Consider the following 26,180-nt stretch of genomic DNA (forward strand, 5'->3'; position numbering starts at 1 on the left):
GGACACCCTGGATACCGCTCCCGTCCTTCAGCCTTGCAAGGCATCGGACGAGCGTGCCAGAGGTGCCAGGGCCAGGCGCCGCTGGCGGCTACTGCGGGTAATGTAATACACGAAGTAGCACCAGGCGATGAAGGGCAGACCGAAGTACAGGGCCACCCGCTGCTCGGGATCAAAACCGATGCCGACACAAGCCAGGGCGCAGCAGAACAACGCCCCCAGCGGCACCCAGGGATAGCCGCGGACACGGAACTTGAGCTCGCGAACATCGCCGCCGTTGGCCACATAGTGACGGCGAAAGGCGATCTGGCTGGCGGCGATGCTCATCCACACCACCACCACCGCCAGCCCGGAAATCGACACCAGGGCCAGGTAGATGGTGTCCGGGGCGAACACACTGCTGAGCAGAGAGGCCGCACCGCCGGCCATGCTCACGATGATCGCGTTGAGCGGCGTGCCCATGCGGGTCAGGGCCGAGAACTGCTTGGGCAGATGGCCCTGGTCACTCAGGGTCCAGAGCATCCGCGAGGCGGCGTACAACCCGGAGTTGGCGGCGGACAGCAGCGCGCTGATGATCACGAAGTTCATGATGTCCGCCGAGTACGGAATACCGATGTAGGTGAACACCGTGACGAACGGGCTTTCCACCAGGCCGGCCTGCTCCCGGGGCAACAGGGTGGCGAGGACGAAGATGGTGCCGACAAAGAAGATCGCCAGGCGCAGCACCGTGGTGCGGATCGCCCGTGGCACGTTGCGTTGCGGGTCGCGGGTTTCGCCGGCGGCAATGCCGATCAGTTCAGTGCCGGAGAAGGCGAAGGACACCGCCAGCAGGGTCATGGCAATCGGCATGAAACCGGTGGGGAACAGCCCCTCACGAGTGAAGTTGCTCAAGCCGATGCTGTGGGCCTGATCGATGTTCAACAGGCCCAGGATCGCCCCGCCACCCACCGCCAGGAACACCAGCACGGTGATCACCTTGACCAGCGACAGCCAGAACTCGGTCTCGGCGAACAGCCGCACCGAGACCACGTTGGACAAAAACACCACCATGGCGAACAGCGCGCTCCAAATCCACACCGGGGTGTCGGGGAACCAGCGGGCCATGAGGATGCCGGCGGCGGTGAATTCCGAGCCGATGGCCACGGTCCAGGTCAGCCAGTACAGCCAGGCCACGGTGTAGCCGGTGCCGGGGCCGAGAAAGCGCGTGGCGTAGGTGCTGAAGGAGCCGGTCTCGGGCATCTGCACCGCCAGTTCGCCGAGGCACATCATCACCATGTACACCATCAGCGCGCCGATGATATAGGCGATCACCGCGCCCAGGGGGCCGGCCTGGTTCACCGTGTAGCCGGATGTGAGGAACAGCCCGGTGCCGATCACCCCGCCGAGGGCGAGCATGACAATGTGCCGGGTCTGCATTTCTTGCTTGAAGCCGCCGCGCAAGTCGGTCTGTTGTTCTTGTAGGGACATGATGGTTCTCATGAAAGTTGTCAGGGCAAGTCTCAATTTCTGCGACTGTGGAAATGGGCAGAAAACAAATCGGATGCCACCAGGTTTTTATTGTTATTCCTCTTCATGAAGCCCCCACGGGCTGCCTTGCTGTGGGGGTGTTGCGCGCTCTTTCAGTGGGCGACCTCGGCCCGGGCATTCAGGGAAGGGACGGCGCCGGGCGCCGCATTCTGCTTGAGGGATTGGCGCAGCCAGGCAAAGGCCTGTTGCAGGTCTGCCAGCAGGTCATCGGTGTCTTCGATGCCCACCGAGATCCGCACCAGGCCTTCGGAGATGCCCAGGGCCTGGCGCTCTTCCAGGGTGTTCTCCACATGGCTGGTGGTGCGGGCCGGGCCGTAGATGGTTTCCACCGCCCCCAGGTTGCCGGCGCAGTGGGCATAGCGCAGGCGCGGCAACAGCAGCTTGACGCTGTCCATGCCGCCCGCCAGGACAAAGCTGACGATGGCGCCAAAGCCGCGCATCTGCGCACAGGCCACGGCGTGGTTCGGGTGGCTGGGCAACCCTGGGTAATTCACCGCTTCCACCAGCGGCTCGTTGAGCAGGAACTGCGCCAGTTGCGCCGCGCTGTGCTGTTGCTGACGCATGCGCAGGGCCAGGGTCTTGATCCCGCGGATGATCAGGTAGGCTGAAAACGGATCGAGGCTGGCACCATTAATTTCCCGGTAGTGACGCACCTGGCTCATCAGCGCTTCGCTGCCGCAGGCCACGCCACCGAGCACATCGCCGTGGCCGCTGAGGAACTTGGTGGCGCTGTGAATCACCACATCCACGCCCAGCGCCAGGGGGTTCTGGTTCAGCGGCGTGGCAAAGGTGTTATCGGCCACCACCAGGGCGCCGACCTTTTTCGCCGCGCTCACCAGACGCTGGATATCGACGATCTTCAGTGTCGGGTTGGTCGGGGTCTCCAGGTACAGCAGGTCGCAGCCCTTGGCGATCTCGGCTTCGATCTGCTGCTGGTCGAAGGTTTCGCAGAGGGTCACGGCCACGCCCATGCGCGGCAGGAACTCTTCGAAGATCTTGTTGGTGCCACCGTAGCTGTCCTTGGTGGATACCACTCGCTGACCGTGGCGCAGAAAGCTGTAGAGCACGCCGCTGATGGCCGCCATGCCGCTGCTGAAGGCCACCGCCGATTCGGCGTTTTCCAGGTCCCGCAGCTTGGCTTCCAGGGTCTCCACCGTGGGGTTGCTCATGCGGCTGTAGATGAAGCCCGGAGCCTTGCCCAGGGCCACGTCGTACCACTGGTCGATGTCGTCATAGCCATAGGCGGCGCTGGCGATAATCGGCGTTTGCGTGGCGTTGTAGGGATGACGGATCTGCTCTCCGCCCCAGACCACCCGGGTGGCGGTTCCGGGATTTTCCAGCCCTGTGCGTTCAGGTTTTTTATTCATTGCAACGGCTCACCATAAAGGGTGCGCGGCTTGTTGCCGCGCTGGATCTGGTGGCCAATATAGAGAAAAGCCCAAGCCCCGAGAAACGATGTTATCGGGGCCAAAGGGGCGTTTTTTTTAATGCCTCGAAGGCCTGGAAAACGCCCATCGCACGGGCATTTTCAAACCGCCCTTGCGCGCCGGCCATCCTCCTTGCGAAGCTGATGCCCGCCTGATCGAGCGCCCTACACCACCACAAGGAACGGCCATGAACCGCACCGAACACCTGAACCTGATGGCCCGCTACAACCAATGGATGAACGCCAAGCTGTACAACGCCGCCATGAGCCTGCCCGAGGGGCAGATCGTGCTCGACCGCCAGGCATTTTTCGGCTCGATCCTCGGCACCCTCAATCACCTGCTGGCCGGTGACACGATCTGGCTCAAGCGTTTTGCCCAGCACCCTGCGCAGCATCCGGCACTGGCCCCTCTGCAGCAGGTGGCCCAGCCACAGGACCTCAAGACCCTGCTGTTCAGTGACCTGCGCGGGCTCTGGCAGCAGCGCCAATGGCTGGACCAGTTGATCCTCGATTTCAGCCAGTCCCTGAGCGAGACCGACCTGGACAGCAGCCTGCATTACGCCAACACCCGGGGCGTGGTCGCCGAGCGCAACTTCCATGCCCTGCTGGTGCATTTTTTCAATCATCAGACCCATCACCGAGGCCAGGCCAGCACCCTGTTGACCCAAGCCGGCGTGGACATCGGCGATACCGATCTGCTGCTGTTGATTCCATCAGCGATCTGAGCGGGTGCCGATTATTTATTCGAGCCTATCTAGCGTGCGTCCCAGGCTTCTGCGACGATGCGCGCGGCAAAAATCTGCTCGCTAAGGAATGGCATCATCAAAGCCCTCAACGCTGTACTTCTGCTGTCCCTGCTGTCCCTGACGGGCTGCGGCACCCTGATCGCCCGCACGCCCAACGCCCATACCGGCTACGACTACTACAAAGGCACCCAGGCCAATATCGAGCTGCTGACCATGCGTGGTTCCAGTGGCTACGACGGCTACGCCACGGTCTTCTGCTGGGTCAGCATCGTCTGCCCGGTGGTGGCCATTGTCAGCCTGCCGGTGGATGCCGTGGCCGACACCGCGCTGCTGCCCTATGACGCGATGAATCACTGATCCGCGCCGCCCCCTGTCTCAACCCTGCGTGGAAGCCTGATCATCCGAATCATCCCTTGCCTGTTGCTGCTCAACACCCTGCTGCTGAACGGTTGCGGCACCTACATGGCGCGCAGCGGCCATGATTGGCGTGACGATCGCTATTACCGCGGCACGACGATGAACGCGCAGATACTCACCGGCTATGACATGGGCTACGCGGGCATGCTCACCGGCATCTGCTGGGTGAGTGTGGTGTGTCCGATCCTGATGGTCGCCAGCCTGCCCCTGGACGCCGCCGTCGACACCGTGCTGCTGCCCTACGACGCGAGCAAGCCCTGAGCCCCGCCCCAACCGCTACCTGAATGGAATCCCGATCATCCGAATCATCAACTACCTGTTGTTGCTCAACACCCTGCTGCTGACTGGCTGCGGCACCTACATGGCCCGCGGCGGCAGCATGGACTGGCGCGACGATCGCTATTACCGCAGCACCAGGACCAACGCGCAGCTGCTCACCGGCTACGACATGGGCTATGGACGCATACTCACCGGCGGCTGCTGGGTGACGGTGGTGTGCCCGATCCTGATGATCGTCAGCCTGCCCCTGGACGCAACGCTCGACACCGTGCTGCTGCCCTACGATGCGTTCCAGCCGGAGCGGCCCAAGCGCGACATGCACGTCAGGAGCCGGCCGGTGCCCGAAGAAGACCTGCCTGCCTTGCCCCTCGGTGCGCAGGTGCAGGATCCAACGGCCAACACCCCACCCATTACCCCCCATCCCGACTGAGCCGCCGGCCATCCCCGGCCCCTGGCCCAAGCACCGCTACGCCTGATCCGGCGCGCAAAGCTCCGCCACCCGCTGCTCCAGACAGCAGCGCCGGCCGAGGCGATCCACCTGCGGGCGACCGAACAGATAGCCCTGCCCCCACTCGCCACCACAGGCCGTGGCCAGGCTCTGGTCGGCAGCAGTTTCGACCCCTTCGATGATCACGCAAGGCGCCAGAGTCTTGCACAGCTGCACCAGGTGGCTGAGGGTCTGGGCGCTGTTGAGTTCGCCACGGGCGCGCTGGATGTAACCCTTGTCGATCTTGACGATATCCGGCCGGGTCTGGCGGATGAATTCCAGGGTGCCCAGGCCCGCCCCGAAATCATCGATGGCCACCCGGCAGCCCAACGCCCGCAGGCACAGGACGAATTCGCTGGCGGCCTCGATGCTCGGCGGCGTGGCGCTTTCGGTGATCTCGATCACCAGCCGCGCGGCCACGGAAGGAGCCTCCTGCAACAGCTCGATGATGGTGGACCAGTAGTTGTCGATGATCGCGCTGCGGGCCGAGATGTTGCAGCCCAGGCGCAGGCGTTCGTCACGCTGCAGACCCTCGATCACACAGAGCACCACGCTGCGGTCCAGCTCGCGCATCACCGGGTGTTTCTCCAGCAGCGCCAGGGGATAGGCATCCCCGCCCTGGGCATCGACCTGGCGCAACAGCCCTTCGTGGTAAAGCACCCGGCTGCTGTCCGGCAGCCATACCACCGGCTGGAACGCCAGCATCAAACGGCCTGCGGCCAGTTCGCGATAAAAGTCTTTGCTGCTTTGCATGACAGATCCATAGGCAAGACAAAGGCACACCCCGACAAGCAGCACCCGACGAACCGGCCGTCGTGGTCACTCAAGGGTCCCTGCCCGACCATGATCGACCCTCCCTCGCCCCTTGAGGAAGTGTTCCCGGATACCTTTCGCTTGTCCTCGGAAACCCTGGCCTCGGCTTAATCGTCTGCGGCCTTTTGTTTATTGCAATCATGCAAAAGGCCTCATCGATATCATTTAGCCATTAGTTCAGGAAGACCTATGCACAGAATGACCAGCGCCAGCTTTCGGGTGCTTGCCGATGTCATGAGAGAGGGCGGCGCCAATGTCGATGCCCTGCTCAAACAGTTCGGCAGCAGCATCCAGGACGTTGATGAAAACCCCAAGGGCGTCAGGCTGGAACTGGTCTATCAAGTCATGGGCGAGGCGACCCGGCGCACGGGCAATCCGGATCTCGGACTGCTGGCCTACAGCAAGGCCCATCCGGCCAACCTCAAGGCGCTGGGGTATGCAGTGATGTCCTGCGCAACCCTGGGGGCGGCCCTGCAACGCCTGGTGGACTATCACGCGCTGATCAGCAATGGCTTCTGCATGTGCCTGGAGCGCAATCCCCAGGCGCTGAAACTGATAGGTTTCGATGTCACCGCCGCGCCCTCGCTGATGCCCCGGGCCGTGATCGACGCCGGCACGGCCCAGACCCTGGGCCTGCTGCACTGGCTGCTGCCCCAGCACAAGCCCCGCCCACTGGCTGCGGCCTTCACCTACCCCGAGCCTGCGGATACCCGGGCCCTGCGGCGCCTGCTGGGGGACAACCTGCAATTCGCCGCCCCCCACAACAGCCTGACCTTCAGCCACCAGGACTGCGCCATCGCCCTGCCCACCGCCGACCCGGCCCTGGATGTGCTGCACATGGAATACGCCCGCAGCCGGCTCAACGTGCTGCTCAGCGGCTCGATGACCGCCCGGGTGCGCCGGGCCCTCTCGGAATGCCTGGCCCGGGGCGCCCCCAGCGACCTGCCGCACATCGCCGAGCGGGTCGGCGTCAGCACCCGCAGCCTGCAACGGCGCCTGGGCCATGAAGACGTGCACTTTTCGGCCCTGCAGGATGAAGCCCGGTTGATGCTGGCCCACAGCTTCCTGCGCAACTCCATGCGCAGCGTCAAATACATCGGGGCGTTACTGGGCTTTCGCGACCAGAGCAGTTTTCACAAGGCCTGCATGCGCTGGTTCGGCATGACGCCCGGGCGTTACCGCGAGCAGTAAGGCAAACGCCGAGCACAGGCTCGGCGCAAGAGGTGACGCGGATGAATCAGTGGCTGGCCTGCAACTGCGGCTGCACTTGCGGCATGGCCGAAGAGTGGTGGTTGAGGATCTTCCACTGCCCGTCGAGGCGCTCATAGAGGAAGGTATAGCGAGCCTGGACCTGCTGCTGCTTGCCGTCAGCGGCGGTCAGCGTAAAGGTGTAGACGCCGCTGTCCATCGCCGCGTCCGGGCTCAGGTGACGGATCTCGCGGTAGTTGATCTGACCGACCGGCTTGGACGCCAGGAAATGCTCGAAGTAGTCCTGGATCTGCGCGTGGGTGCTGCGCACCTGGTTGGAGACGGTCGGTTGCAGCACCGCGTTGGGCGCATAGAGGCCGACCACGGCTTGCGGATTGCCGGTCTGCAGGGCGCTGTTCCAGCGATCGAACAAGCCGGCGATTTCCCGGTCTTGCACATTCTGCGGCTGCTCGGCCACGGTGCGGTACACGTAAGGGGTGGCTTCCAGGGCCTGGGCCAGAGGGGCGCCCAGAACGAAGAACAGGGCCAGGGCGGTGGTTTTCAGTTTCATTGGCAGACTCCAGTGGGTTTCAATGAGCCACACTGTGCCAAGGGCCGCCGCCCGCGCCATCGGCCAACTGGAGCCATCGGCCTATGCCATTCGGCAGATAGGCGCAGCCCAGGTCACAGGGTCTAATGCCCCGGCCCGCTCAATCACACCGACGCCCCGCTGGAGTCCTGTCATGTCCACCCCGCCCCTCGATCCCGGCAGCGCCCTGGCCCTGCGCAGCCAGTACCGGCAATCGCAAAGCCGCGCCGCGCGCCTGCGCCTGCTGGTGGACACCGGCCAGGAACTGCTGCAACTGCCTCCCGAGCAGATGCGCCTACGCGTCGTGCAGCGCGCCTGTGCCTTTGTCGCCATGGATCACGGCGTACTGCTGGAGTGGAACGCTGACGGCGTGGTCCGCACCACTGCCGAGCATGGCCACGGCGAGCGCCTGAAGGCCCTGCGCGCCCTGGCCGAGCAACCCCAGTGGCTGGCACGCCCGGTCACGGAGCCGGCTTCGGTACTGCGGGTGTTGTTGCACCGTGCCGATGGCCAGGCCTTTGGCGCCCTGCTGCTGGCCAACAGCGTGCCCATCAGCGCGCCGGACAGCGAAGACCTGGAATCCCTGCAACTGCTGGCCACGCTGCTGGCGGCGCACCTGGAAAACCAGCGTCTGTTGCAGGACCTGCAAGCCCGGGAACGCAGCATGTCGGAACTGGTGCTGCGCCTGTTCAGCGCCCAGGAAGATGAGCGCAAGCGCGTCGCCTATGACCTGCACGACGGGCTGGCCCAAACCCTGGCCGGGTTGCATCAGCGCCTGCAAGGTTTCGCCGGGCGCTGCCCGTCACTGCCCAGCGAGTTGAACGACGAACTGCAGACCATCTTGCAACTGGCCCAGGGCTGCGTCGGCGAGGGCCGACAACTGATCGGCGGCCTGCGGCCCCACGTGCTCGACGACTTCGGCCTGCTGCGGGCCATCGACCGCGAGGCCGACCGCCTGCGGGAGGCGGGCCTGAGCGTGCACTGGGAGCAGCGTTGCCCGGAGCGCCTGCCGGGGGCCGTGGAAATCGCCCTGTTCCGCATCGCCCAGGAAGCCATCAACAACATTCTCAAGCATGCCCGGGCTGACGAGGTGCGCCTGAGCCTGGCCATGGAAGACCGCCACGCCCTGCTGCGCGTCAGTGACGACGGCTGCGGCTTTCTCAGCCTGGCGACCCAGGGCGTTGAACAACTGGGACAGGTGGCCATGCACGAGCGCGCGCACTTGCTGGGCGGTCATTTCACCTGCCATAGCCAACCCGGCCAAGGCACCCGGATTCAGGCCCGAGTGCCGGTTCAACCTGTGGAGCAACCTGTATGAGCGAGGTAATACGCCTGGTCCTGGCGGACGACCATGAAGTGACCCGCACCGGTTTCGTCGCGCTGCTGGCGGGCAACCCGGAGTTTGCCGTGGTGGGTCAGGCCAAGGACGGCGAAGAAGCCCTGGTGCTTTGCGAACGCTTGCGCCCGGACATCGCCATCCTCGATATCCGCATGCCGCAGCTCAATGGCCTGGGGGCGGCGCGCCTGCTGCAACAGCGCCAACCCGAGGTCAAGGTGGTGATCTTCACCATGGACGACAGCCCCGATCACCTGGAAGCGGCCATGGCAGCCGGCGCCGTGGGCTACCTGTTGAAGGACGCCAGCCGCGATGAAGTGATCAGCGCCCTGCAGCGGGTAGCCCAGGGCGAGGAAGCCCTCAACAGTGCGGTCAGCGCCCGCCTGTTGCGCCGCATGACCGAGCGTGGCAACGGCACGACGCCCCAGGCCCAGCCCCTCACCGCCCGGGAGCGCCAGGTGCTGGGCCTGGTGGCCGGCGGTTTCAGCAACCGCGAGATCGGTGAAAAACTCGGCATCACCACCGGCACCGCCAAGGCCCATGTGGAACGGGTGATCGGCAAGCTGGGCGCCGCCGACCGCACCCAGGCCGCCGTGCGCGGCATTGCCCTGGGGCTGGTGGCCCAACCCGGCGGGCAGTGGCCATGAACCTGTTGAGCGCCCGGCGCTGGGCCGATCTGCCGCTGCGGGGCAAGGCGCTGGTGGTGATCTCGCTGCCGCTGGTGATCCTGCTGCTGTCCCTGGTGCTGATCTACAGCACCGAGCGCCAGACTGCCCGGGCCGAAGAGGACGTGCGCCGGGTGCTGCTGGTGCAGGGCGACATCCAGACCGTGCACACCCTGCTGGCGGAAGCCGCCGCCAGCGTGCGCGGCTACCTGCTGACCCGGCGCGAAGACTTCCTCCCCGCCTACCTTCAAGCCCGGCCGCAGATCGAGGCCGCCCTGCAGCGCCTGGACCAGAATGTGCGGGATGCGCGCATGCGCGAGTACCTGCAAGCCATCACCCCGCTGATCCATACCAAGCTCGATGGCCTGGTGGCCCTGCGCAATGGCAGCCGCGACGACGCCGACACCGTGACCGCGATCCTGATCGACAACAAACAGGTGCTGGACGTGCTGCGGGAGAAGATCAGCGCCATGCGCGTGCGCGAAGACGCGTTGCTGGCCGAGCGCACCGAAGCCGCCGTGGCGACCCGCATGCGCCTACTGTTCGCCACCCTGCTGGCCGCCGGTTGCGGGCTGTTCGGCGCCATCATCGCCGTGCTGTTGCTATCCCGGGGCATCGTCACCCGGGTGCAGCAGGTGCAGGGCAATGCCCAGCGCCTGGCCCTGGGACAGCCGCTGCTGCCGCAAGCCCCGGAGCAGGATGAAATCGGCCAGCTGGGCACCCGCCTGGTAGAGGCCGGGCAACTGCTGGCCGAGCGCGAGCGGGCCCTGCGGGACAACGAGGAACGCCTGCGACTGATCATCGACGGGGTCAAGGACTACGGGATCTTCGCCCTGGATACCCAGGGCCGAGTCACCACCTGGAACGTCGGCGCGGAACGGATCAAGGGCTACCGCGAACAGGAAATCATCGGCCGCCACTTCTCCCTGTTCTACCTGCCGGAAGAATGCCCGCAGCACCCGGACATGGCCCTGCGCGAAGCCACCGCCCACGGCCACTACATGGAAGAAGCCTGGCGCTGCCGCAAGGACGGCAGCCGCTTCTGGGCCAGCGTGGTGATCACCGCCCAGTACGACGCCAGCGGCGCCTTGCGCGGTTTCTCAAAGATCACCCGGGACATCACCGACCGCCGCGCCGCGGAAATCGCCCTGGGCACCGCCCGCGAGGAAGCGGAAAGCGCCAGCCGCGCCAAGAGCGAGTTTCTCTCGCGCATGAGCCACGAACTGCGTACCCCGCTGAACGCCATTCTCGGCTTCGCCCAGTTGCTGGACATGGATTCCACCGCCGGCCAGCGGCCCCAGGTGGGGCACATCCTGCGGGCCGGGCAGCACCTGCTGGGGCTGATCAACGAGGTCCTGGACATCGCCCGTATCGAGGCCGGACGCCTGCCGCTGAACGTCGAGCCGATCGCCCTGAAGGCGGTGCTGCATGAAGCCCTGACCCTGGTTTCGCCGATGGCCGCCGACGCCGGTATTCACCTGGCCCCGCTGCCGGAACTGCCGGCGGACAGCGGGGTGATCGCCGATCGCCAACGGCTGATCCAGGTGCTGCTCAACCTGCTGTCCAATGCCATCAAGTACAACCGCAGCGCCGGCCAGGTGAACATCGAGGTGGCGACCGACGAGCCGCGCCTGCGTATCAGCGTCATCGACACCGGCGGCGGCATTGCTGCCGATCACCTGGAGCGCCTGTTCAAGCCGTTCGAACGCCTGGATGCCGACCCCAAGGTCGAAGGCACCGGCCTGGGCCTGGCCCTGAGCAAGAGCCTGCTGGAAATGATGGACGGCGCCCTGGACGTGCACAGCACCCCGGGCGCCGGCAGTTGCTTCACCCTGGAACTGCCCTTCGTGCGCCTGGCCGATGCGGCCGACGGGACTTCCTTCAGCGCCCCGGTGCTGAACGTGCCGGCGCCACAACCCGCGAGCCGTTACCAGGGCAAAGTGCTGTGCATCGAAGACAACCTGCAAAGCCTGGCGCTGATCGAAACCCTGCTGCAGCGCCGTCCGGGGATTCAGTTGCTGTCGAGCATGCAGGGGCAGATGGGCCTGGACCTGGCCCGCCAGCACGCACCGCAGATGATCCTGCTGGACGTCAACCTGCCGGACCTGCAGGGCCTGGAAGTGCTGCAACGCCTGCGAGCCTCCGCCATCACCGCCACCACACCGATCCTGATGATTACCGCCGACGCCAGCGAGCTGACCCAGCGCACCCTGCGCGAAGCCGGGGCGACGGCGATCCTCACCAAACCGATCCATATACCGGCGTTCCTCGCCCACCTCCAAGCCTGCCTAGCGGAGCCCGTATGACTGCCGATATGCGCATCCTGATTGTCGACGACCAACGTCCCAACCTCGACCTGATGGAACAACTGCTGGCCCGGGAAGGGTTGCACAACGTTCTGAGCAGCACCCAGCCGCTGCGCACCCTGGAGCTGTTCAACAGCTTCGAGCCGGACCTGGTGATTCTCGACCTGCACATGCCCGAGTTCGATGGCTTTGCGGTGTTGGAGCAACTCAACCGACGGATTCCGGCCAACGACTACCTGCCGATCCTGGTACTGACCGCCGATGCCACTCGCGACACCCGCTTGCGGGCCCTGGCCCTGGGCGCACGGGACTTTATCAGCAAGCCCCTGGACGCTCTGGAGACCCTGTTGCGGATCTGGAACCTGCTGGAAACCCGAGCCTTGTACAAGACCCTGCGGACCCTGGTGCCGCCGGAGCAGATCGAACTGCTGCGCCCGTCAAGAACCTGAAGCCCGCGGCCCCCTGCGGCAGTGGCAACAGGCGTCGGCGGCGAGACGTCATAGATCGCGGAAGAATTCCCCCGGCGTGGCATCGAACTGCTGGCGAAACGCGGCGATAAAGGCCGAGGTCGAGTCATAGCCACAAGCCAGGGCCACATCCGTGACCCGCTCGCCCTGTTCCAGCGGGGTCAGGGCGCCGAGCAGACGCAGACGCTGGCGCCAGGCACGAAAGGTCAAGCCAGTGTCCTTGAGAAACAACCGGCTGAGGGTCTTCTCCGTCACCCCCAGTTTCTGGCTCCACTGGCCCAGGGTGGTCTGCTGTTCCGGGTGCGCCTGCAGGCTGCGGTAGATCGCGCGCAAGCGCACGTCGTGAGGCAGCGGCAGCATCAGGTCCAGTTGCGGCGCGGCCGCCAGCTGATCCAGCAGCACCTGGGCCAGGCGCCCGTCGGCGCTGTCCTCGACATATTCCACCGGCAACTCGCTGAAGGCGCGGATCAACTCCCGCAGCAGGCTGCTGACCGCCAGCACCTGGCAATTGTCGGTGGCCGCCCAGGCGGTGACGCTGCAGTCCAGGTACAGGCTGCGCATCTCGGTACGCGGCGAGCTGAACACCCGGTGCGGCACCCCGGCGGGAATCCATACCGCCCGTTGCGGCGGCGCGATAAAGCGCCCGCCGCTGGTGTGAATTTCCAGCACCCCCTGGATCGCATAGGACAATTGCACCCAGGGATGGCTGTGGCGCCGGGTCAGGGCCCGATTGGGCAAGGATTCGGTGCGCCCGTACACCGGCCGGGGCAAGCTCGGCAGCCCGGGAATACTGCGCCGGACGATCTTTTCATGTCCTTTAGGCGGCATTAACTGGCTCCTTGGCGTTAGTCGGTAAATTCCAGCCACGTTAGAGTCGCCCCATCGCTCTTGGCAACCCCCGGATGATCCCGCTATGACTCGCTCGCGTCTTTTACCCGACAACTTCACCCTGACCCTGATCGGCGTGGTCCTGCTGGCCAGCTTCCTGCCAGCCAGTGGCCAGGTGGCGGTGGGTTTCGGCTGGCTGACCAATATCGCCATCGGCCTGTTGTTCTTCCTCCACGGCGCCAAGCTGTCGCGCGATGCGATCATCGCCGGGGCCGGCCACTGGCGCCTGCACCTGTTGGTGTTCAGCCTGACCTTCGTGCTCTTCCCGCTGCTGGGCCTGGCGCTCAAACCGCTGTTGTCGCCGCTGGTGGGCAATGAGCTGTACATGGGCATGCTGTATCTGTGCGCTCTGCCGGCCACGGTGCAATCGGCCATCGCCTTCACCTCCCTGGCCCGGGGCAATATCCCGGCGGCCATCTGCAGCGCTGCGGCGTCGAGCCTGTTCGGGATCTTCCTCACCCCGCTCTTGGTGACCCTGCTGCTGAACGTGCACGGCGACGGCGGCTCGACCCTGGACGCGATCCTCAAGATCAGCGTGCAATTGCTGCTGCCATTCATCGCCGGACAGATCGCCCGGCGCTGGATCGGCGCCTGGGTCGGGCGCAACAAGCACTGGCTGCGCTTCGTCGACCAGGGCTCGATCCTGCTGGTGGTCTACGGCGCCTTCAGCGAGGCGGTGAATGAAGGCATCTGGCAGCAGATCCCGCTGTGGGAACTGGGCGGGCTGCTGGTGGCCTGCTGCATCCTCCTGGCCCTGGTGCTGCTGGCGTCGAGCTTTCTCGGCAAGCTGTTCGGCTTCGACCAGGAAGACCGCATCACCATCCTCTTCTGCGGCTCGAAAAAGAGCCTGGCCACCGGCGTGCCCATGGCCCAGGTACTGTTCGCCGGCAGCACCATGGGCGTGCTGATTCTGCCCTTGATGCTGTTCCACCAGATCCAGCTGATGGTTTGCGCGGTGCTGGCCCAGCGCTACGCCAAGCGCCCGGAATCGGTGGCCGAGCTGATGGGCCAGGTCGACCCGTAACGCTTCCGGCAAGGCGGCCCGGCATCTGGCCGGGCCTGCGCGCAGATGGCGATGAAGCGTGCGCAATGGCATGATGCCGCGGCGAAAATCATCAAGGACCGCTGATGTTTCCCCATCGAATTCAAGCCCCCAGCCAGGCCGACCTGGAACTGCAGGTTAGCGCCCGCCTGGAGGCCGATGACCAGGCCCAGGTCATCGTCCAGTTCGCCAAGGCCGAACAGTACGACGGCGAACTGCTGAGTCAGCTCGACACGCTCTGCGCCCGTTTCGGTGAACGCCTCAAGGTACGTTTCTATAGCCATTATCCGGGCAGCGCGTTCGATGCCCGGGTGTTGCTGGCCCTGCCCCATGTGCAGTCTCTGAGCCTGGACTGCCTCGACACCCTGGATCACTACGAGGCCATCGGCCGCCTGCCCCTGCTTCGGGAGTTTGCCCTGCAGGTGATCAGCGCCGACCTGCCTGAACTGCTCAGCATGCCCAACCTGGAGCAACTGCACAGCCTGCGGCTGTCCATGGACAAAGGCCCGGCGCTTGAACTGGCGCCGATTGGCTGGATGCCCGAGTTGCACAGCCTGAGCATCAGCGTGCAGAGCCATCAGCTGGATGTGCTGAGCCAGTGCCCGAGCATCAGGCACCTGAGCCTGCATCGCCTGCCGGCCAAGACCACCCTGGGCATGGTGGCCGGCATGGCCGGGCTGCGCAGCCTGGCGCTGAGTTTCGGCAGCCGCGAGAGCATGCCGGAGTTGCGCAACCCCCAGGTCACGGACCTGGAGATCCTGCGGGTGCGCGGCCTCCACCAACTGCAACTGGATGGCTTTCCTCAGCTTGAGGTGCTGAAGATCGAGGACCAGGCGCAACTGCGCCGGCTGGATCTCGCCGGGCTGGCGCGGCTGCACCAGCTGAGCCTGATCAACCTCAAGAGCCTGGGGGAACTCAGCGGCCTGAAAACCTCGAACATCGCTGATCTGCGCATCATCAAGGCCCCACAGATGGATCTGCTGACACTGATCGACAGCCAGTTACCGCCCAGCGTGCAGCACCTCAAGCTCATCAGTGGCAAACGCGCCGTGGACAAACAGCTCGAAGCCCGGCAACAGCAACTGGGCATTCCTGAACCCCGCGGCCCGTTCTGACCGCCGCCCTCTCGTAGGAGCGAGCTTGCTCGCGAAGCACCTCAACGATAATCCGCACTCACCGCGAGCCTGCGCAGTGCTTGCCACCATCGCAAGCACGTCAGCCCCGGCGGCCCGTTGGCTATCGGCGTTACGCCAAGCCCAGAGTGATGGCATGATGCCGCGCGACAATCATCAAGGACCGCTGATGTTTCCCCATCGAATCAAAGCACCGACCCAGGCCGACCTGCGCCTGCAGGTCGGTGCCCGGCTGGAGGCCGATCCGCGGGCCCGAGTCATCGTTCAGTGGCACAGCGTCGAGCAATACGATTACCCACTGCTGAAACAGACCGATGCCCTCTGCGCGCGTTATGGCGAGCGCCTCACCGTGCGTTTCTACAACCACTATTCGAGCAGAAGTTTTGATGGCCGGACCTTGCTCGCCCTGCCCAACGTCCACTCGCTGAGCCTGGACGGCCTCGAAACCCTAGAACATTTCCAGGCCATTGGCAGCCTGCACCCGCTCAGGGATTTTACCCTGGAAGTCTTCCGTGCCGATCTGCCCGGGCTTCTGGCCCTGCCCAACCTCGAACACCTGCACAACCTGCGGCTCTCCCTGGACCAGGGCCCAACCATCGATCTGGCGCCGATTGCCCGCATGCCCGAGTTGCAGAGCCTGCACATCAGCCCGCAGAGCCATGACCTGGAGATTCTGAGCCAGTGTCCGAGCATCAATACCCTGAGCCTGCATCGCCTGCCGGCCAACACCCCCCTGGGGATGGTCGCCGGCATGAGCGGCCTGCGCAGTCTGTCGGTGGCGTTCAGCAGCCGTGAGCAGATGCCCGAGCTGCACAGCCCCTACGTCAGGGAGCTGGAGATCATGCGGGTGCGTGGCCTCAACCGCCTGGACCTGGACGGCTTTCCACAGCTTGACGTGCTGAAGATCGAGGACCAGGCGCAATTGAGCCGGCTGGACCTTGGCGGGGCACCGCAGTTGCGCAAGCTGAGCCTGATCAACCTCAAGACCCTGGGGGAAATCAGCGGCCTGAAAACCTCGAACATCGCTGACCTGCGCATCATCAAGGCTCCTCAGCTGGATGCACTGACACTGATCGACAGCCAACTGCCGCCCAGCGTGCAGCACCTCAAGCTACTCAGTGGCAAACACACCCTGGACAAACAGCTCGAAGCCCGACAACTGCAACTGGGCATCCCACGGCCCGTTGGGCATTAATCTGACCGCTCCACCTTTTCGGACCTGATAAGGAGATCCCATGTCCTTTGTTCCCCGCTTTACCGAACTGCTGCTGACGCACCTGCAACAGGAAGAACGCCAGCGCATTCTCAAATCGATTGTTGTCAGCGTCGCTCCGGAACTGTGGCTGAGCCTGGAATCGGCGGCATTGCTGGACATCAATCGCGAGCACTTCGGCCTCGGCGGCCAGTTCGATGAACGCGAAGACTACCGCCCCAGCCACATCAGCGCTCCTCGCTGCAACGTCCCCCGCTGGCTGATCGCCGCCGAGCGACGCAAGGTGGATATCTGGATCGAGGACAGCTACAGCGAAGAGGCCTCAACCGCCATCGAATTCAAGGTGGTGCACAACAACAAGAACGCCCACTCCAAGATCCGGGAGATCCGCAAGGATCTGGTCAAGCAGATCCCCCACACCACGCCTGACGACCATATCGAACGCTGGGGCATCGTGCTGCTGACTTACTCACAGTTCTACGGGGACCAGAAAGGCGGCTACACCTACGGCAACTTCGAAAGTTGTGAGGCCTTTCACCATGCCTTCAAGTACGGTCTGAGCAGTGGAGAGGAGCGCTACAAGGGCGCACCCGAACTGGAACTGGTGATGGAACCGACCAAGGTTGCCGATCTGGAAGGCGCCCATTACATCGAACCGGGGAAAGAAGCCGGGGTGTATCTGGCACTGGTCAGGTGCAAAGGCTGAAGGCTCTTTGCAAGGGCCACCTGAAAGCAGTTCCTGGTGGTCGCCAATGGTGGCACTATGCCGCCCCGCTTATCGCACATTCATGGAGTGACTGTGACTCATCTGTTTTCCCCGCCTGGGGCCTGCGCCCCCGAGCGTTCTACCTACCGGTTCTTTCCTAGGCTCGGACTATTCATTCTGGCTGCCCTGCTGTTCTTCCTGGCTGGAATACCCGGCATCCTGCTGGTGCCGGCAGAGATGCAGAACCACCTGATGATCGTCATCAGCAGTGGTTCCGCCGCACTCGTCCTGTCCATCCTGTTCGTCATCCAGTACCGCTCTGACCCGGCCGCTGTATGGCGCGGGCGAACATTCAGCCAGCCATTAAAAGTTGGCGCGCTGGCCCTCATCGCACTCTATGCACTGTTTGGCATCGTCATCGCAGTTTTGCATCTGCCTCAAGAAGCCTTCATGAACGACTTGCTGGCCGGGCTTAGCCCTTGGCAAACCTTGATCAAAATCGCCTCACTGCTGGTGCTGCCGCCGATTGCCGAGGAACTGTTTTTCCGCCACTACCTGCTGCGGCTATTTCCATATGAGAACAGCCAGGTCTGGAAATGGATTGCCATCATCGTGACCTCGGCCATTTTCGCCGGGCTCCACCTCCAGTACGGCAACTGGACGTCAGTTGCCCTGATCTTTTTGAGTGGCTGTGTGTTCGCTGTCACGCGAATTGTCAGTGGAGGACTATTGGTCCCCATGCTGCTGCACCTGCTGTTGGAAATCATCGGGTTGAGCACCGATTGGGCATTCAAACTGGCAGGTCTCTACGGCTGATCGGCGGTTCAATCAGGGCGAACACACGGGTTCGCCCAGCAGGCTCGGCCACTGCCCAAAAACTATTGAACAAGCGCAACGGGTCGAGCGCGTGGCCTGTTAACGTGCCTGCACCCTCACCTTGAAGCCTGCCCCATGTCGATCACTGAGAGTCTCCTGGCCTTCGGCCAGGGGGCCTTGATTGCGGTGTCGGAGCTGGCCTTCAACCTGTTGAAGAACTGCGGCGCCGCGTACCTGGCGTGGCTGGGGCCCCGCCATTCACCCCTCGGCGAGCACCGCCCCCCGCTCCTCCAGCAGCTTCACAAAACTGCTCAAACTCTGGGACACGGTACCGCGCCGCCAGACCAGCCAGGTGCGCAGGAAGCGAAAGCGCGGGGACAGCGGCCAGACGCTGACCGTGGCGCAGCCGGGCATGCTTTCCAGCATGCTGCGGGGCATCAGCGCCAGCCCGGCACCGGCGCTGACGCAGGCCAGCATGCCGTGGTAGGACTCCATTTCGTGGATCTTGCCCGGCACCGCGGCGTCCTGGGTGAACCAGCTTTCGAAGTGATGGCGGTAGGAGCAGTTGGCGCGAAAGGCGTAGATGCTTTCGCCATTGACCTCCCGCGCCCGGGTGATGGGCGCATGCCCCAGGGGCGCGATCAGCACCATTTCTTCCTCGAACACCGGCAGCCCTTCCAGGGCCGGGTGGCGCACCGGGCCGTCGACGAAGGCCGCCACCAGACGGCCGGAGAGCACGCCTTCGATCATGGTCCCCGAGGGGCCGGTGGACAGGTCCAGCTCGACCTTGGCGTATTGCTGGTTGTAGGCCGCCAGCAGCGCCGGGATGCGCACCGCCGCCGTGCTTTCCAGGGAACCCAGGGCAAACGGGCCCTGGGGTTCCTCGCCGGCCACGGTCAGGCGCGCTTCGGCCACCAGATCGAGAATGCGCCGGGCGTAGTCGAGGAAGTTCCACCCGGCAGGCGATAGGCGCAGACGGCTCTTCTCGCGGATAAACAGCTCCACCCCCAGGTCCTGCTCCAGTTGTTTGATCCTTGTGGTCAGGTTCGACGGCACCCGGTGGATCAGTTGCGCCGCGGCGCTGATACTGCCCTGTTCGGCAACTGCCTTGAAAATCTCCAGCTGGACCAGATCCACTTCATTCTCCAAACGTGAACGACTCGCTTAATATTATTCAGTTTTCAGCAAAGATCCAGCACCGTAACCTGCTGTCATTCCCACCCAGCAGGACGGTGCCATGAGCCTTGTTTCCAGCCAGACCCACGCCTTGTCGATCAACCCCGCCACTGGCGAGCAGATCGGCGCCTACCCCTACCAGTCCGAGGCCGAGCTGGACGCTGCGCTGAGCCGCGCTGCCGAAGGTTTTGCTCAGTGGAAACGCCAGAGCGTCGCCGCCCGCGCTACTCACCTGAACGCCCTGGCCCAGGCCCTGCGGGACAACAGCGAGGCCATGGCGCGCATGATCAGCCTGGAAATGGGCAAGCCCCTGCCCCAGGCCTGCGGTGAAATCGAGAAGTGCGCCCAGCTGTGCCTGTGGTACGCCGAGCACGGCCCGGCCATGCTTGCCCCGGAAGCGACCCTGGTGGAAAACGACAAGGCGCGCATCGAGTACCGCCCCCTGGGCCCGCTCCTTGCGGTGATGCCGTGGAACTTCCCGATCTGGCAAGTGCTGCGTGGCGCAGTGCCGGCACTGCTGGCGGGCAACACCTATGTGCTCAAGCACGCACCGAACGTCATGGGCAGCGCTTACCTGCTGCTGCAAGCGCTGCAGCGCGCCGGCTTCCCTGAAGGCGTGTTCGAGGTGCTCAACGTCACCCCGGACGGCGTGTCCCGCGCCATCGCCGACCGCCGCATCGCCGCCGTGACCCTCACCGGCAGCGTGCGCGCCGGCATCGCCATCGGCGCCCAGGCGGGCGCCGCGCTGAAGAAATGCGTACTGGAACTGGGCGGTTCCGATCCCTTTATCGTGCTCAACGACGCTGATCTGGACGAAGCGGTGAAGGCCGCGGTGATCGGCCGCTACCAGAACACCGGCCAGGTCTGCGCCGCCGCCAAGCGCCTGATCATCGAACAAGGGGTGGTCGCGGAGTTCACCCGCAAATTCGTCGAAGCCACTCGCGCCCTGGTGCTGGGCGACCCACTGGCGAGCGACACCTACATCGGCCCCATGGCCCGCTTCGACCTGCGCGATGAGCTGGACCAGCAAGTCCAGGCAACCCTGGGCGAAGGCGCCACTCTGCTACTGGGCGGCGGCAAGGTCGAAGGCACCGGCAACTATTACCAACCGACAGTGCTGGCGGACGTCACCGAGCAGATGACCGCCTTCAAGCAGGAACTGTTCGGCCCGGTGGCCGCCATCATCAGCGCCCGCGATGCCCAACACGCCCTGGAACTGGCCAACGACAGCGAATTCGGCCTCACCGCAACGATCTTCACCCAGGATCTGGAACGGGCCCGGCAGATGACCGACGAGCTGGAAACCGGCGGCGTGTTCATCAACGGCTACAGCGCCAGCGACCCCCGGGTGACCTTCGGCGGGGTGAAGAAAAGCGGCTTCGGCCGCGAGCTGTCGCACTTCGGCGTGCGCGAGTTCTGCAATGCGCAGACGGTGTGGCTGGATCGACGTTGAGGTCGGGCACGGGGCTTCAGCCATCGGCCAGCCCCTGATGCAAACGAACCTTCACCTGTGGCGAGAGGGCAGGCGCCCTCTCCCCCACCTGTTGATTTCATGGCATGGCTTTATGGGCGCAAAGCCCAGATTCGGCTCAGCGAGCCGCCCATCCTGCTCAGCAAAACTAAGCCTGATCCTGCTGTTTTTTCAGAATTTTCTTGAAGCCCCCCTACCCCGATCTTTCTATGATGTTTCTTTTTGATATCACCTGAGGTCCGGCATGTGCGCCCCCGTTCAAAAGTTCATCGTTCGCCTGCCTGGTGAGCTTCACCTGCAAGTCAAGCGCATCGCCAAGCAGGAAAACCGCAGCATGAACCACGAAATCGTCAACCGCCTGGAAAAGTCCCTGACTGTCACCGACGCCCGCCCCCTGGACGAAAAACTCATCACTATCCTGCTGAACAAGATTGAGTCCCTGGAACAGCAGATTGAATCCCTGCAAATGAACACCCCTGAGCCTGACCAGTAACGCCATTCCTGTTCACCTATCAGAGCCGCCCCCTCGGCAACCTGAGCTGATTCCTCTCCTGCCTTTACCCCCACGCCGCACCTTGTATGATGGCGCCTGCCCGACAGCACCCAGCGGCAACCGCCAGGCCCTTGCCTGATGCCTGCAGGGCTCCCCCGCTGTTCTTCACTACACACGCAGGTCGACGATCGTAGCCTTCTCAGGAACCTCCCCCGGCTTCTGCCATGGGACAGCGTCGCCTTCTAGGATTGTTCATGAGCCGGATTCACCCGACGCCCCCCACACGCGCCTGCTCCAAAGGATTGCCTTTCAATCGCCTGACCCTGGGCCTGCTGCTGGCCGGCAGCCACGCCGTGACCAACGCCAGCGGCACCCAGTTGCCGACCCAGACGGTCAGTGGCGAAGAGCAATACGGCTATCGCGCCGACAGCGCCTCGGTGGGCGGCTTCAGCGAAACACCGCTGCTGGACACCCCGGCCTCCATCAGCGTGCTCAACGAAGAGCTGATCAAGGACCAACAGGCGCGGCTGCTCAGCGAGGTGCTGAAGAACGACGCCTCGGTGGGCCAGAGCTACGCGCCGGTGGGCTACTACGAAAACTTCGAGGTGCGCGGCTTTTCCCTGAACGCCGCCAGCAGCTACAAGATCAACAACCGCACCGTCACTGGCGAACAAAGCGTCGCCCTGGAAAACAAGCAGCGGGTGGAATTGCTCAAGGGCCTTTCCGGCCTGCAAAGCGGAGTCAGCGAACCGGGTGGCTTGATCAACTACGTGACCAAGCGGCCCACGGATATCCGCTCGGTCACCGTCTCCACCGACGATCGCGGCAGCGGTTACCTGGCCACCGACGTGGGCGGCTGGTTCGGCAGCGAACAGCAGTTCGGCCTGCGCGCCAACCTGGCCCATGAAGACCTGCACTCCTATGTCGAACACACCAATGGCCAGCGCGACTTCGCCTCCCTGGCCTTCGACTGGAACATCAGCCCCGATGCCCTGCTGCAACTGGACATCGAATACCAGAACAAGCAGCAGCGCTCGGCACCGGGCTATCAACTGCTGGGCGGCGCCAGCCTGCCCCACCACGCCTCGCCGAAAAAGCTCCTGGGACACCAGAGCGGCTCCAAGCCGGTGACCAATGAGTCGCTGAACATCAGCGGCAACTTCGAATACCGCTTCAACGACGACTGGAAGGGCAACCTCAGCGCGTCCCGCAGCCGGGTGGTGATCGATGACTACAGCTCGTTTGCCTGGGGCGGCTGCACCACTGGCTGCATCAACGCCAACGGCAACTACTTCAGCCCTGAAGGCAACTACGACATCTACGACTTCCGCAGCCCCGACGACACCCGGCGCAATGATGAAGCCCAGGCGCTGCTCAATGGTCGCTTCGACGCAGCGGGCCTGGGCCATGAACTGAGTGTGGGGACCAGTGCATTTCGCCGTGTGGTGGACCGGCGCGAGTCCATCAATCAATGGATTGGCACGGGCAATATCCAGAGCGAGCCGGAGAACTTCAAGCGCTACGACGGCGCCCTCAACGACCCCCATAAACGCCTCGACAGCCGCCAATACGGCCTGTTCCTCAGTGACCGCATCAGCTTCAACGAACAGTGGCAGACCGTCCTCGGCGGGCGCGAAGTGCGCCTCGACGAAGAGAGCTTCGACAAGGACGGCGTGCGCGATCGCCACACCCAGCGCTATGTCTTCCTGCCTCAGGCGGCGTTGATCTACAAACCGATCAACGACATTTCGTTGTACACCCAATACGGCAAGGGCTTGTCCTTGGGTGGCCAGGCCCCCTGGTTCGCCACCAACAGTGGAGCCACCCTGGCCCCCACCGTCTCGCGCCAAATCGAAACCGGGATCAAATACGACTGGCAACGCATGAGTTTTACCGCCGCGCTGTTCCAGATGCGCCAGGCCTACCAGTACTCGCGCCCCAACGCCGCTGGCGGTTTCACCTACATCCAACAGGGCCAGCAAAAGAACACCGGCCTGGAGCTCTCCGCCAACGGCTGGGCCACCCAGCGCCTGCAGATTGCCGCCAGCGTCGCGGCGATTCGCTCCCGGGTCGAGGACACCGGCACCCCGGCCTACGAAGGCCATCAAACCCTCAACGTCCCACGCCTGCGAGCCAGCCTCCAAGGCGACTACGCCCTGCCCTGGCTCGACGGCCTGGCATTGCTGGGCGGCATGCAATACAGCGGCAGCAAATACGCCGACCGCCAGGGCAACGTCGCCACCGGCGCCTACGCCATCTTCAACATCGGCAGCCGCTACAGCACCCGCATTGATGGCTACGACACCGTGTTCCGCCTGACCGTGGACAACCTGTTCGACAAACGCTACTGGCGCGATGCAGGGGAATACATGGGCGACGACTACCTGTTCCAGGGCGCGCCGTTGACGGCGCGGTTGAGTGCTTCGGTGAATTTCTGATGCAGACGGCCCCTTCCTACCTCTCCCGTAGGAGCCGGCTTGCCGGCGAAGGCGTCCTCAAGACCGCCCTCGCCAGTAGAAAGCACACCCAAATGCAGACCCGCCCCACAGAACGGCCGCTGTAGCACTACCGGGTGCTGACTTGGTCGCTTACTTGGTCGCTACTTGGTCGGTTTGTTTAGTGGCATACCCAGGTCCCGGGGAGGATCACACGTCCAACCACCAGTTCAACAGCGTCTCGTCCTCATCGTCGTCGAGGTTTTTATAGACATTGGCGTAGTACCACTCAATCCCGGTTCTCTCGCGGAAGCGATCGAACACCGCATTGATACGGTCCATGCCATTCCTCGCAGGAACAGCGAATGACAGGTTCCCTTCGAACAGCCCATCCAGGGTTCCGCTCAGTTCACCAGCGACCTCGTTTTCAAGCGCACTGATCACCGTAGGATCAATGTAATCGGCATAGATCTGAATGCAGAAATTCCCACCTCGTTTCAGCACTTGCGCCGGAGCATCGGGATTGCGGATTGAAACGATATCGCCCCGCGCCAGGTTTTGCGCCAGGCCCGGTGAGGACAGTAACTCGTAAATATCCTCATCGATCTGCCGCGCCAGCAGCTCCTCGCGAACGGCGCCGCCGTCATCGGCCATGTACACCTGAATCAGCACAGGGGGTTGCTTGTCATCCATACGGGGCTCCACAACTTCCAGGTTCAACACCAGACTCATCCAATCCACTAGCCGCCAGGTCGCAAAGGGCGCAAACGAACGGGCCTCAAGGCAACGGCGCAAAGCTCCCACCGCCCTCATTCCAGCGAAACCCCGGAAACGTGCAGTCCTTGAAAGCAATCCGCAGTTGCTCCCCCTCACCCCGCAACTGCAAGGTATCCACCCCCTGATTCGGACAGCCCGGTGCCGCGATCGCCAGGCTCACCAGCAACTTGCCGGTGGCCTTGTCCATCACCTCCACCGTCGTGATCCGCCGATCACTGCCCGGCATCGGCACCTGGAAATACCAGCGTTTGGTGGAAGCACTCTGCAACAGCGTGGTGACCGGCTGCGGCCACGAGCGATCCGAATCCACCAAGCCCACCAGCTTCAGCGCAATGGGCAAGGTCTTGCCCGTGCGATAACTGGTCCAGGTGCCGCGCACAAGCTCCTGCTGGCGGGAGTTCATCAAGTCATTGAACTGCAAACGCGCCACCGGCAAGCCCTGCTCGTCCAGCTCATCCATGGCCAGCACCTTGTTGCTGTAGCTGAAGGTCGGCTTGAGGCGAATCGGCGTGCGATAGCGCTGATAGGCATAGGTGCCCTGGTAGACCGCATTCTGGCTACCCAGGGTCAAGACAATCGCCTGCTTGCCCAAGGTCCCCTCATACACCCCGTGTGACGCCTGCGCCGGCAACAGCCACAGCGCCAACACCAACACCGCCAACCCCCGAGCAAAATCAAACCCGCGCATCAGAAACGCTCCTCGCCCGACGACAGATATTCCAAACGCTCAGGGGTGATCACCCGGTAATAATCCCAACGCCGAGTGCGCTGGTCGTAATTGATAAAGTCCTGCTTGCTGAACTCCATCTGCCCACTGGGGGAAAAACGCAGATCACCGTCCACCGCGAACTGCTCCAACTGCGGATGACGCCGATAGGTCCGCAGATCCCGGCTGTACAGGTAATACTGCGTGGGCGAGCACCACACCCGGCCATCCGCTTCCCCCACGCGATAGCCCTGGACCTGAAAATCCATCCGCGCCTCGGCATGAAAATGCCCGAAGGTCAGCGTCCTGGTGCCCACGGACGACAGACACCACTGCCCGCCAATCTCCTGCACCCGCTTACCGGTGGCCCGGCTGATCACCCGGATACTGTCCACCTGCGCCACCTCCTCCCCGGCCTTGCGCGCGGCATGCACACTGAAATAGAAATCCCGATCGAACACCGGCTGCAACAACTCCCCCTCAAACGCCTCCCGCTGACTGCCACCAAAACGCGTCACCCGCTGCAACTGCAACGGCTGCTGCGTGCCCGTGCGCAAATCCACCAGACTGCCCTGCAGCGCCTCTGCCCCCTCGGCGAACGGCTGCAACGACACCGCCGTCGCCGGCAGGGTCGGGTTGTCCATGATGTTGATCAAGAGCGCGGAGCCGGGATGGAAAGGCGTGGATTCCAACGCCATGGGCAGGCGCTCGGACTCGGAAAACCAATAGCCGGACATGCCACCGCCGTATTGGGAGTCGTAGGTTAGGGCCAGTTCAACCGGGGTGTCGCCGAGGGTGCCGCGGTAGGTGGTGGTGGGGTTGGCACTAGCCGTCGGCACACTCAGCGCCATACCCACAAACAGCGCCGGCGCCAACCAGGATAGAAAATGCCGCAAGCGAGACACACTACCCCGCGTCCCTGCCCCGACTCGCCTCCCGCCACCAACGGACTGGGTCATGCCTGCGCTCCTTGCTATGGATAAAAGGCGCGCAGGATAGCAAAGTTGGTTGGGGGATTAGAGGGTGTTGCTGCGGCCCTGTAGCCGCTGCCGAGCCCGCGAGGCTGCGATGGGGCGCGCAG

At 63.9% G+C, this 26,180-nt stretch carries 26 protein-coding genes and 1 pseudogene; 18 read left to right on the top strand and 9 right to left on the bottom strand.

Annotated features, from left to right (window positions below; translation table 11 throughout):
- Positions 1-27 precede the first annotated feature (27 nt).
- Positions 28-1,464, bottom strand: coding sequence for an amino acid permease (locus FW796_RS18065; protein ID WP_346635028.1), 1,437 nt, complete (start codon positions 1,462-1,464; stop codon positions 28-30).
- 152 nt (positions 1,465-1,616) lie between these two features.
- Positions 1,617-2,891, bottom strand: a complete 1,275-nt coding sequence (locus FW796_RS18070) for a cystathionine gamma-synthase family protein (RefSeq protein ID WP_346635029.1) — start codon at positions 2,889-2,891, stop codon at positions 1,617-1,619.
- Positions 2,892-3,138: 247 nt separating this feature from the next.
- Between FW796_RS18070 and FW796_RS18075 the strand changes: the two genes are divergently transcribed.
- The 4 genes from FW796_RS18075 to FW796_RS18090 all read left to right on the top strand — a co-directional run bounded on the left by FW796_RS18075 (position 3,139) and on the right by FW796_RS18090 (position 4,822).
- A complete protein-coding gene (locus tag FW796_RS18075) occupies positions 3,139-3,675 on the top strand; it encodes a DinB family protein (RefSeq protein WP_346635030.1) in 537 nt (178 codons plus the stop codon).
- Between the two features lie 57 nt (positions 3,676-3,732).
- Entirely contained in the window at positions 3,733-4,053 is a 321-nt protein-coding gene (locus tag FW796_RS18080) for a YceK/YidQ family lipoprotein (protein WP_346635031.1), read from the top strand.
- Between the two features lie 63 nt (positions 4,054-4,116).
- Positions 4,117-4,374: a YceK/YidQ family lipoprotein gene (locus tag FW796_RS18085; protein WP_346635032.1), complete on the top strand. Its 258-nt coding sequence runs from the start codon at positions 4,117-4,119 to the stop codon at positions 4,372-4,374.
- A 58-nt stretch (positions 4,375-4,432) separates the two neighbouring features.
- Positions 4,433-4,822, top strand: a complete 390-nt coding sequence (locus FW796_RS18090; RefSeq protein ID WP_346635033.1) for a hypothetical protein — start codon at positions 4,433-4,435, stop codon at positions 4,820-4,822.
- Positions 4,823-4,858: 36 nt separating this feature from the next.
- On the opposite strand, the gene FW796_RS18095 is transcribed toward FW796_RS18090, so the two are convergent.
- Positions 4,859-5,632, bottom strand: coding sequence for an EAL domain-containing protein (locus FW796_RS18095; RefSeq protein ID WP_404937277.1), 774 nt, complete (start codon positions 5,630-5,632; stop codon positions 4,859-4,861).
- 249 nt (positions 5,633-5,881) lie between these two features.
- On the opposite strand from FW796_RS18095, the gene FW796_RS18100 reads away from it, so the two are divergent.
- A complete protein-coding gene (locus tag FW796_RS18100) occupies positions 5,882-6,883 on the top strand; it encodes an AraC family transcriptional regulator (RefSeq protein WP_346635035.1) in 1,002 nt (333 codons plus the stop codon).
- A 46-nt stretch (positions 6,884-6,929) separates the two neighbouring features.
- Here the strand turns inward: FW796_RS18100 and FW796_RS18105 are convergent, their stop codons facing one another.
- Positions 6,930-7,451, bottom strand: a complete 522-nt coding sequence (locus FW796_RS18105; protein ID WP_346635036.1) for an SgcJ/EcaC family oxidoreductase — start codon at positions 7,449-7,451, stop codon at positions 6,930-6,932.
- A gap of 172 nt (positions 7,452-7,623) precedes the next feature.
- Here FW796_RS18105 and FW796_RS18110 point away from each other — a divergent pair, with 172 nt between their 5' ends.
- From FW796_RS18110 to FW796_RS18125, 4 genes are read left to right on the top strand one after another with little or no spacing between them, the layout of a single operon-like run.
- Positions 7,624-8,787, top strand: a complete 1,164-nt coding sequence (locus tag FW796_RS18110; RefSeq protein WP_404937278.1) for a sensor histidine kinase — start codon at positions 7,624-7,626, stop codon at positions 8,785-8,787.
- The gene (locus FW796_RS18115; protein ID WP_346635038.1) at positions 8,784-9,452 is read left to right on the top strand and encodes a response regulator transcription factor; all 669 of its coding nucleotides are present in this window, start codon (positions 8,784-8,786) and stop codon (positions 9,450-9,452) included. Before FW796_RS18110 ends, FW796_RS18115 begins: the two co-directional genes overlap by 4 nt.
- Complete coding sequence (locus FW796_RS18120) at positions 9,449-11,776, top strand: ATP-binding protein (protein ID WP_346635039.1); 2,328 nt, start codon at positions 9,449-9,451, stop codon at positions 11,774-11,776. Before FW796_RS18115 ends, FW796_RS18120 begins: the two co-directional genes overlap by 4 nt.
- Positions 11,773-12,225: a response regulator gene (locus FW796_RS18125; protein ID WP_346635040.1), complete on the top strand. Its 453-nt coding sequence runs from the start codon at positions 11,773-11,775 to the stop codon at positions 12,223-12,225. Before FW796_RS18120 ends, FW796_RS18125 begins: the two co-directional genes overlap by 4 nt.
- Positions 12,226-12,273: 48 nt before the next feature.
- On the opposite strand, the gene FW796_RS18130 is transcribed toward FW796_RS18125, so the two are convergent.
- Positions 12,274-13,071 (bottom strand): AraC family transcriptional regulator, encoded by a 798-nt coding sequence (locus FW796_RS18130; RefSeq protein WP_346635041.1) that lies wholly within the window; start codon positions 13,069-13,071, stop codon positions 12,274-12,276.
- A gap of 85 nt (positions 13,072-13,156) precedes the next feature.
- Here FW796_RS18130 and FW796_RS18135 point away from each other — a divergent pair, with 85 nt between their 5' ends.
- The 6 genes and pseudogenes from FW796_RS18135 to FW796_RS18160 all read left to right on the top strand — a co-directional run.
- Complete coding sequence (locus FW796_RS18135; RefSeq protein WP_346635042.1) at positions 13,157-14,155, top strand: bile acid:sodium symporter family protein; 999 nt, start codon at positions 13,157-13,159, stop codon at positions 14,153-14,155.
- A gap of 104 nt (positions 14,156-14,259) precedes the next feature.
- Positions 14,260-15,288, top strand: a complete 1,029-nt coding sequence (locus FW796_RS18140) for a hypothetical protein (protein WP_404937280.1) — start codon at positions 14,260-14,262, stop codon at positions 15,286-15,288.
- Positions 15,289-15,475: 187 nt separating this feature from the next.
- On the top strand, positions 15,476-16,501 hold the full coding sequence (locus FW796_RS18145; RefSeq protein ID WP_446439705.1) for a hypothetical protein: 1,026 nt from the start codon (positions 15,476-15,478) through the stop codon (positions 16,499-16,501).
- A 40-nt stretch (positions 16,502-16,541) separates the two neighbouring features.
- Positions 16,542-17,225 (top strand): hypothetical protein, encoded by a 684-nt coding sequence (locus FW796_RS18150; RefSeq protein ID WP_446439706.1) that lies wholly within the window; start codon positions 16,542-16,544, stop codon positions 17,223-17,225.
- Positions 17,226-17,318: 93 nt separating this feature from the next.
- Complete coding sequence (locus FW796_RS18155; RefSeq protein WP_346635046.1) at positions 17,319-18,041, top strand: CPBP family intramembrane glutamic endopeptidase; 723 nt, start codon at positions 17,319-17,321, stop codon at positions 18,039-18,041.
- Between the two features lie 156 nt (positions 18,042-18,197).
- Positions 18,198-18,290, top strand: a pseudogene (locus FW796_RS18160) (LysE family translocator); the annotation flags it as partial.
- A gap of 9 nt (positions 18,291-18,299) precedes the next feature.
- Here the strand turns inward: FW796_RS18160 and ptrR are convergent.
- Complete coding sequence (gene ptrR, locus FW796_RS18165) at positions 18,300-19,178, bottom strand: putrescine utilization regulator PtrR (protein ID WP_110652865.1); 879 nt, start codon at positions 19,176-19,178, stop codon at positions 18,300-18,302.
- Positions 19,179-19,278: 100 nt separating this feature from the next.
- Here ptrR and FW796_RS18170 point away from each other — a divergent pair, with 100 nt between their 5' ends.
- The 3 genes from FW796_RS18170 (at position 19,279) to FW796_RS18180 (ending at position 23,619) form a co-directional block, all read left to right on the top strand.
- Positions 19,279-20,670, top strand: a complete 1,392-nt coding sequence (locus tag FW796_RS18170; protein WP_446439707.1) for an aldehyde dehydrogenase family protein — start codon at positions 19,279-19,281, stop codon at positions 20,668-20,670.
- A gap of 262 nt (positions 20,671-20,932) precedes the next feature.
- A complete protein-coding gene (locus tag FW796_RS18175; RefSeq protein WP_346635048.1) occupies positions 20,933-21,181 on the top strand; it encodes an Arc family DNA-binding protein in 249 nt (82 codons plus the stop codon).
- 254 nt (positions 21,182-21,435) lie between these two features.
- Positions 21,436-23,619, top strand: coding sequence for a TonB-dependent siderophore receptor (locus FW796_RS18180; RefSeq protein WP_446439708.1), 2,184 nt, complete (start codon positions 21,436-21,438; stop codon positions 23,617-23,619).
- A gap of 207 nt (positions 23,620-23,826) precedes the next feature.
- Here FW796_RS18180 and FW796_RS18185 read toward each other — a convergent pair whose 3' ends face one another.
- The 3 genes from FW796_RS18185 to FW796_RS18195 form a co-directional block, all read right to left on the bottom strand.
- Positions 23,827-24,309 carry a DUF4265 domain-containing protein gene (locus FW796_RS18185; RefSeq protein WP_446439709.1) on the bottom strand — a complete coding sequence of 161 codons (483 nt, stop codon included), beginning with the start codon at positions 24,307-24,309 and terminating at the stop codon, positions 23,827-23,829.
- An 85-nt stretch (positions 24,310-24,394) separates the two neighbouring features.
- Positions 24,395-25,081: a hypothetical protein gene (locus FW796_RS18190; protein WP_446439710.1), complete on the bottom strand. Its 687-nt coding sequence runs from the start codon at positions 25,079-25,081 to the stop codon at positions 24,395-24,397.
- Positions 25,081-26,058: a hypothetical protein gene (locus FW796_RS18195; RefSeq protein WP_446439711.1), complete on the bottom strand. Its 978-nt coding sequence runs from the start codon at positions 26,056-26,058 to the stop codon at positions 25,081-25,083. The genes FW796_RS18190 and FW796_RS18195 overlap by 1 nt, the downstream gene beginning before the upstream one ends.
- Positions 26,059-26,180 lie beyond the last annotated feature (122 nt).

The organism is Pseudomonas sp. 910_21, from assembly GCF_052850735.1.

Bases quoted from the DNA above. Each gene is read 5' to 3' on its own strand.
- FW796_RS18130 (WP_346635041.1), bottom strand. From the start codon at position 13,071: ATGCCGCCTAAAGGACATGAAAAGATCGTCCGGCGCAGTATTCCCGGG.
- FW796_RS18150 (WP_446439706.1), top strand. From the start codon at position 16,542: ATGTCCTTTGTTCCCCGCTTTACCGAACTGCTGCTGACGCACCTGCAA.
- FW796_RS18140 (WP_404937280.1), top strand. From the start codon at position 14,260: ATGTTTCCCCATCGAATTCAAGCCCCCAGCCAGGCCGACCTGGAACTG.
- FW796_RS18135 (WP_346635042.1), top strand. From the start codon at position 13,157: ATGACTCGCTCGCGTCTTTTACCCGACAACTTCACCCTGACCCTGATC.
- FW796_RS18180 (WP_446439708.1), top strand. From the start codon at position 21,436: ATGAGCCGGATTCACCCGACGCCCCCCACACGCGCCTGCTCCAAAGGA.
- FW796_RS18190 (WP_446439710.1), bottom strand. From the start codon at position 25,081: ATGCGCGGGTTTGATTTTGCTCGGGGGTTGGCGGTGTTGGTGTTGGCG.
- FW796_RS18185 (WP_446439709.1), bottom strand. From the start codon at position 24,309: ATGGATGACAAGCAACCCCCTGTGCTGATTCAGGTGTACATGGCCGAT.
- FW796_RS18070 (WP_346635029.1), bottom strand. From the start codon at position 2,891: ATGAATAAAAAACCTGAACGCACAGGGCTGGAAAATCCCGGAACCGCC.
- FW796_RS18075 (WP_346635030.1), top strand. From the start codon at position 3,139: ATGAACCGCACCGAACACCTGAACCTGATGGCCCGCTACAACCAATGG.
- FW796_RS18080 (WP_346635031.1), top strand. From the start codon at position 3,733: ATGCGCGCGGCAAAAATCTGCTCGCTAAGGAATGGCATCATCAAAGCC.
- FW796_RS18095 (WP_404937277.1), bottom strand. From the start codon at position 5,632: ATGCAAAGCAGCAAAGACTTTTATCGCGAACTGGCCGCAGGCCGTTTG.
- FW796_RS18065 (WP_346635028.1), bottom strand. From the start codon at position 1,464: ATGTCCCTACAAGAACAACAGACCGACTTGCGCGGCGGCTTCAAGCAA.
- FW796_RS18105 (WP_346635036.1), bottom strand. From the start codon at position 7,451: ATGAAACTGAAAACCACCGCCCTGGCCCTGTTCTTCGTTCTGGGCGCC.
- FW796_RS18145 (WP_446439705.1), top strand. From the start codon at position 15,476: ATGTTTCCCCATCGAATCAAAGCACCGACCCAGGCCGACCTGCGCCTG.
- FW796_RS18110 (WP_404937278.1), top strand. From the start codon at position 7,624: ATGTCCACCCCGCCCCTCGATCCCGGCAGCGCCCTGGCCCTGCGCAGC.
- FW796_RS18170 (WP_446439707.1), top strand. From the start codon at position 19,279: ATGAGCCTTGTTTCCAGCCAGACCCACGCCTTGTCGATCAACCCCGCC.
- FW796_RS18195 (WP_446439711.1), bottom strand. From the start codon at position 26,058: ATGACCCAGTCCGTTGGTGGCGGGAGGCGAGTCGGGGCAGGGACGCGG.
- FW796_RS18125 (WP_346635040.1), top strand. From the start codon at position 11,773: ATGACTGCCGATATGCGCATCCTGATTGTCGACGACCAACGTCCCAAC.
- FW796_RS18100 (WP_346635035.1), top strand. From the start codon at position 5,882: ATGCACAGAATGACCAGCGCCAGCTTTCGGGTGCTTGCCGATGTCATG.
- FW796_RS18175 (WP_346635048.1), top strand. From the start codon at position 20,933: ATGTGCGCCCCCGTTCAAAAGTTCATCGTTCGCCTGCCTGGTGAGCTT.
- FW796_RS18120 (WP_346635039.1), top strand. From the start codon at position 9,449: ATGAACCTGTTGAGCGCCCGGCGCTGGGCCGATCTGCCGCTGCGGGGC.
- FW796_RS18115 (WP_346635038.1), top strand. From the start codon at position 8,784: ATGAGCGAGGTAATACGCCTGGTCCTGGCGGACGACCATGAAGTGACC.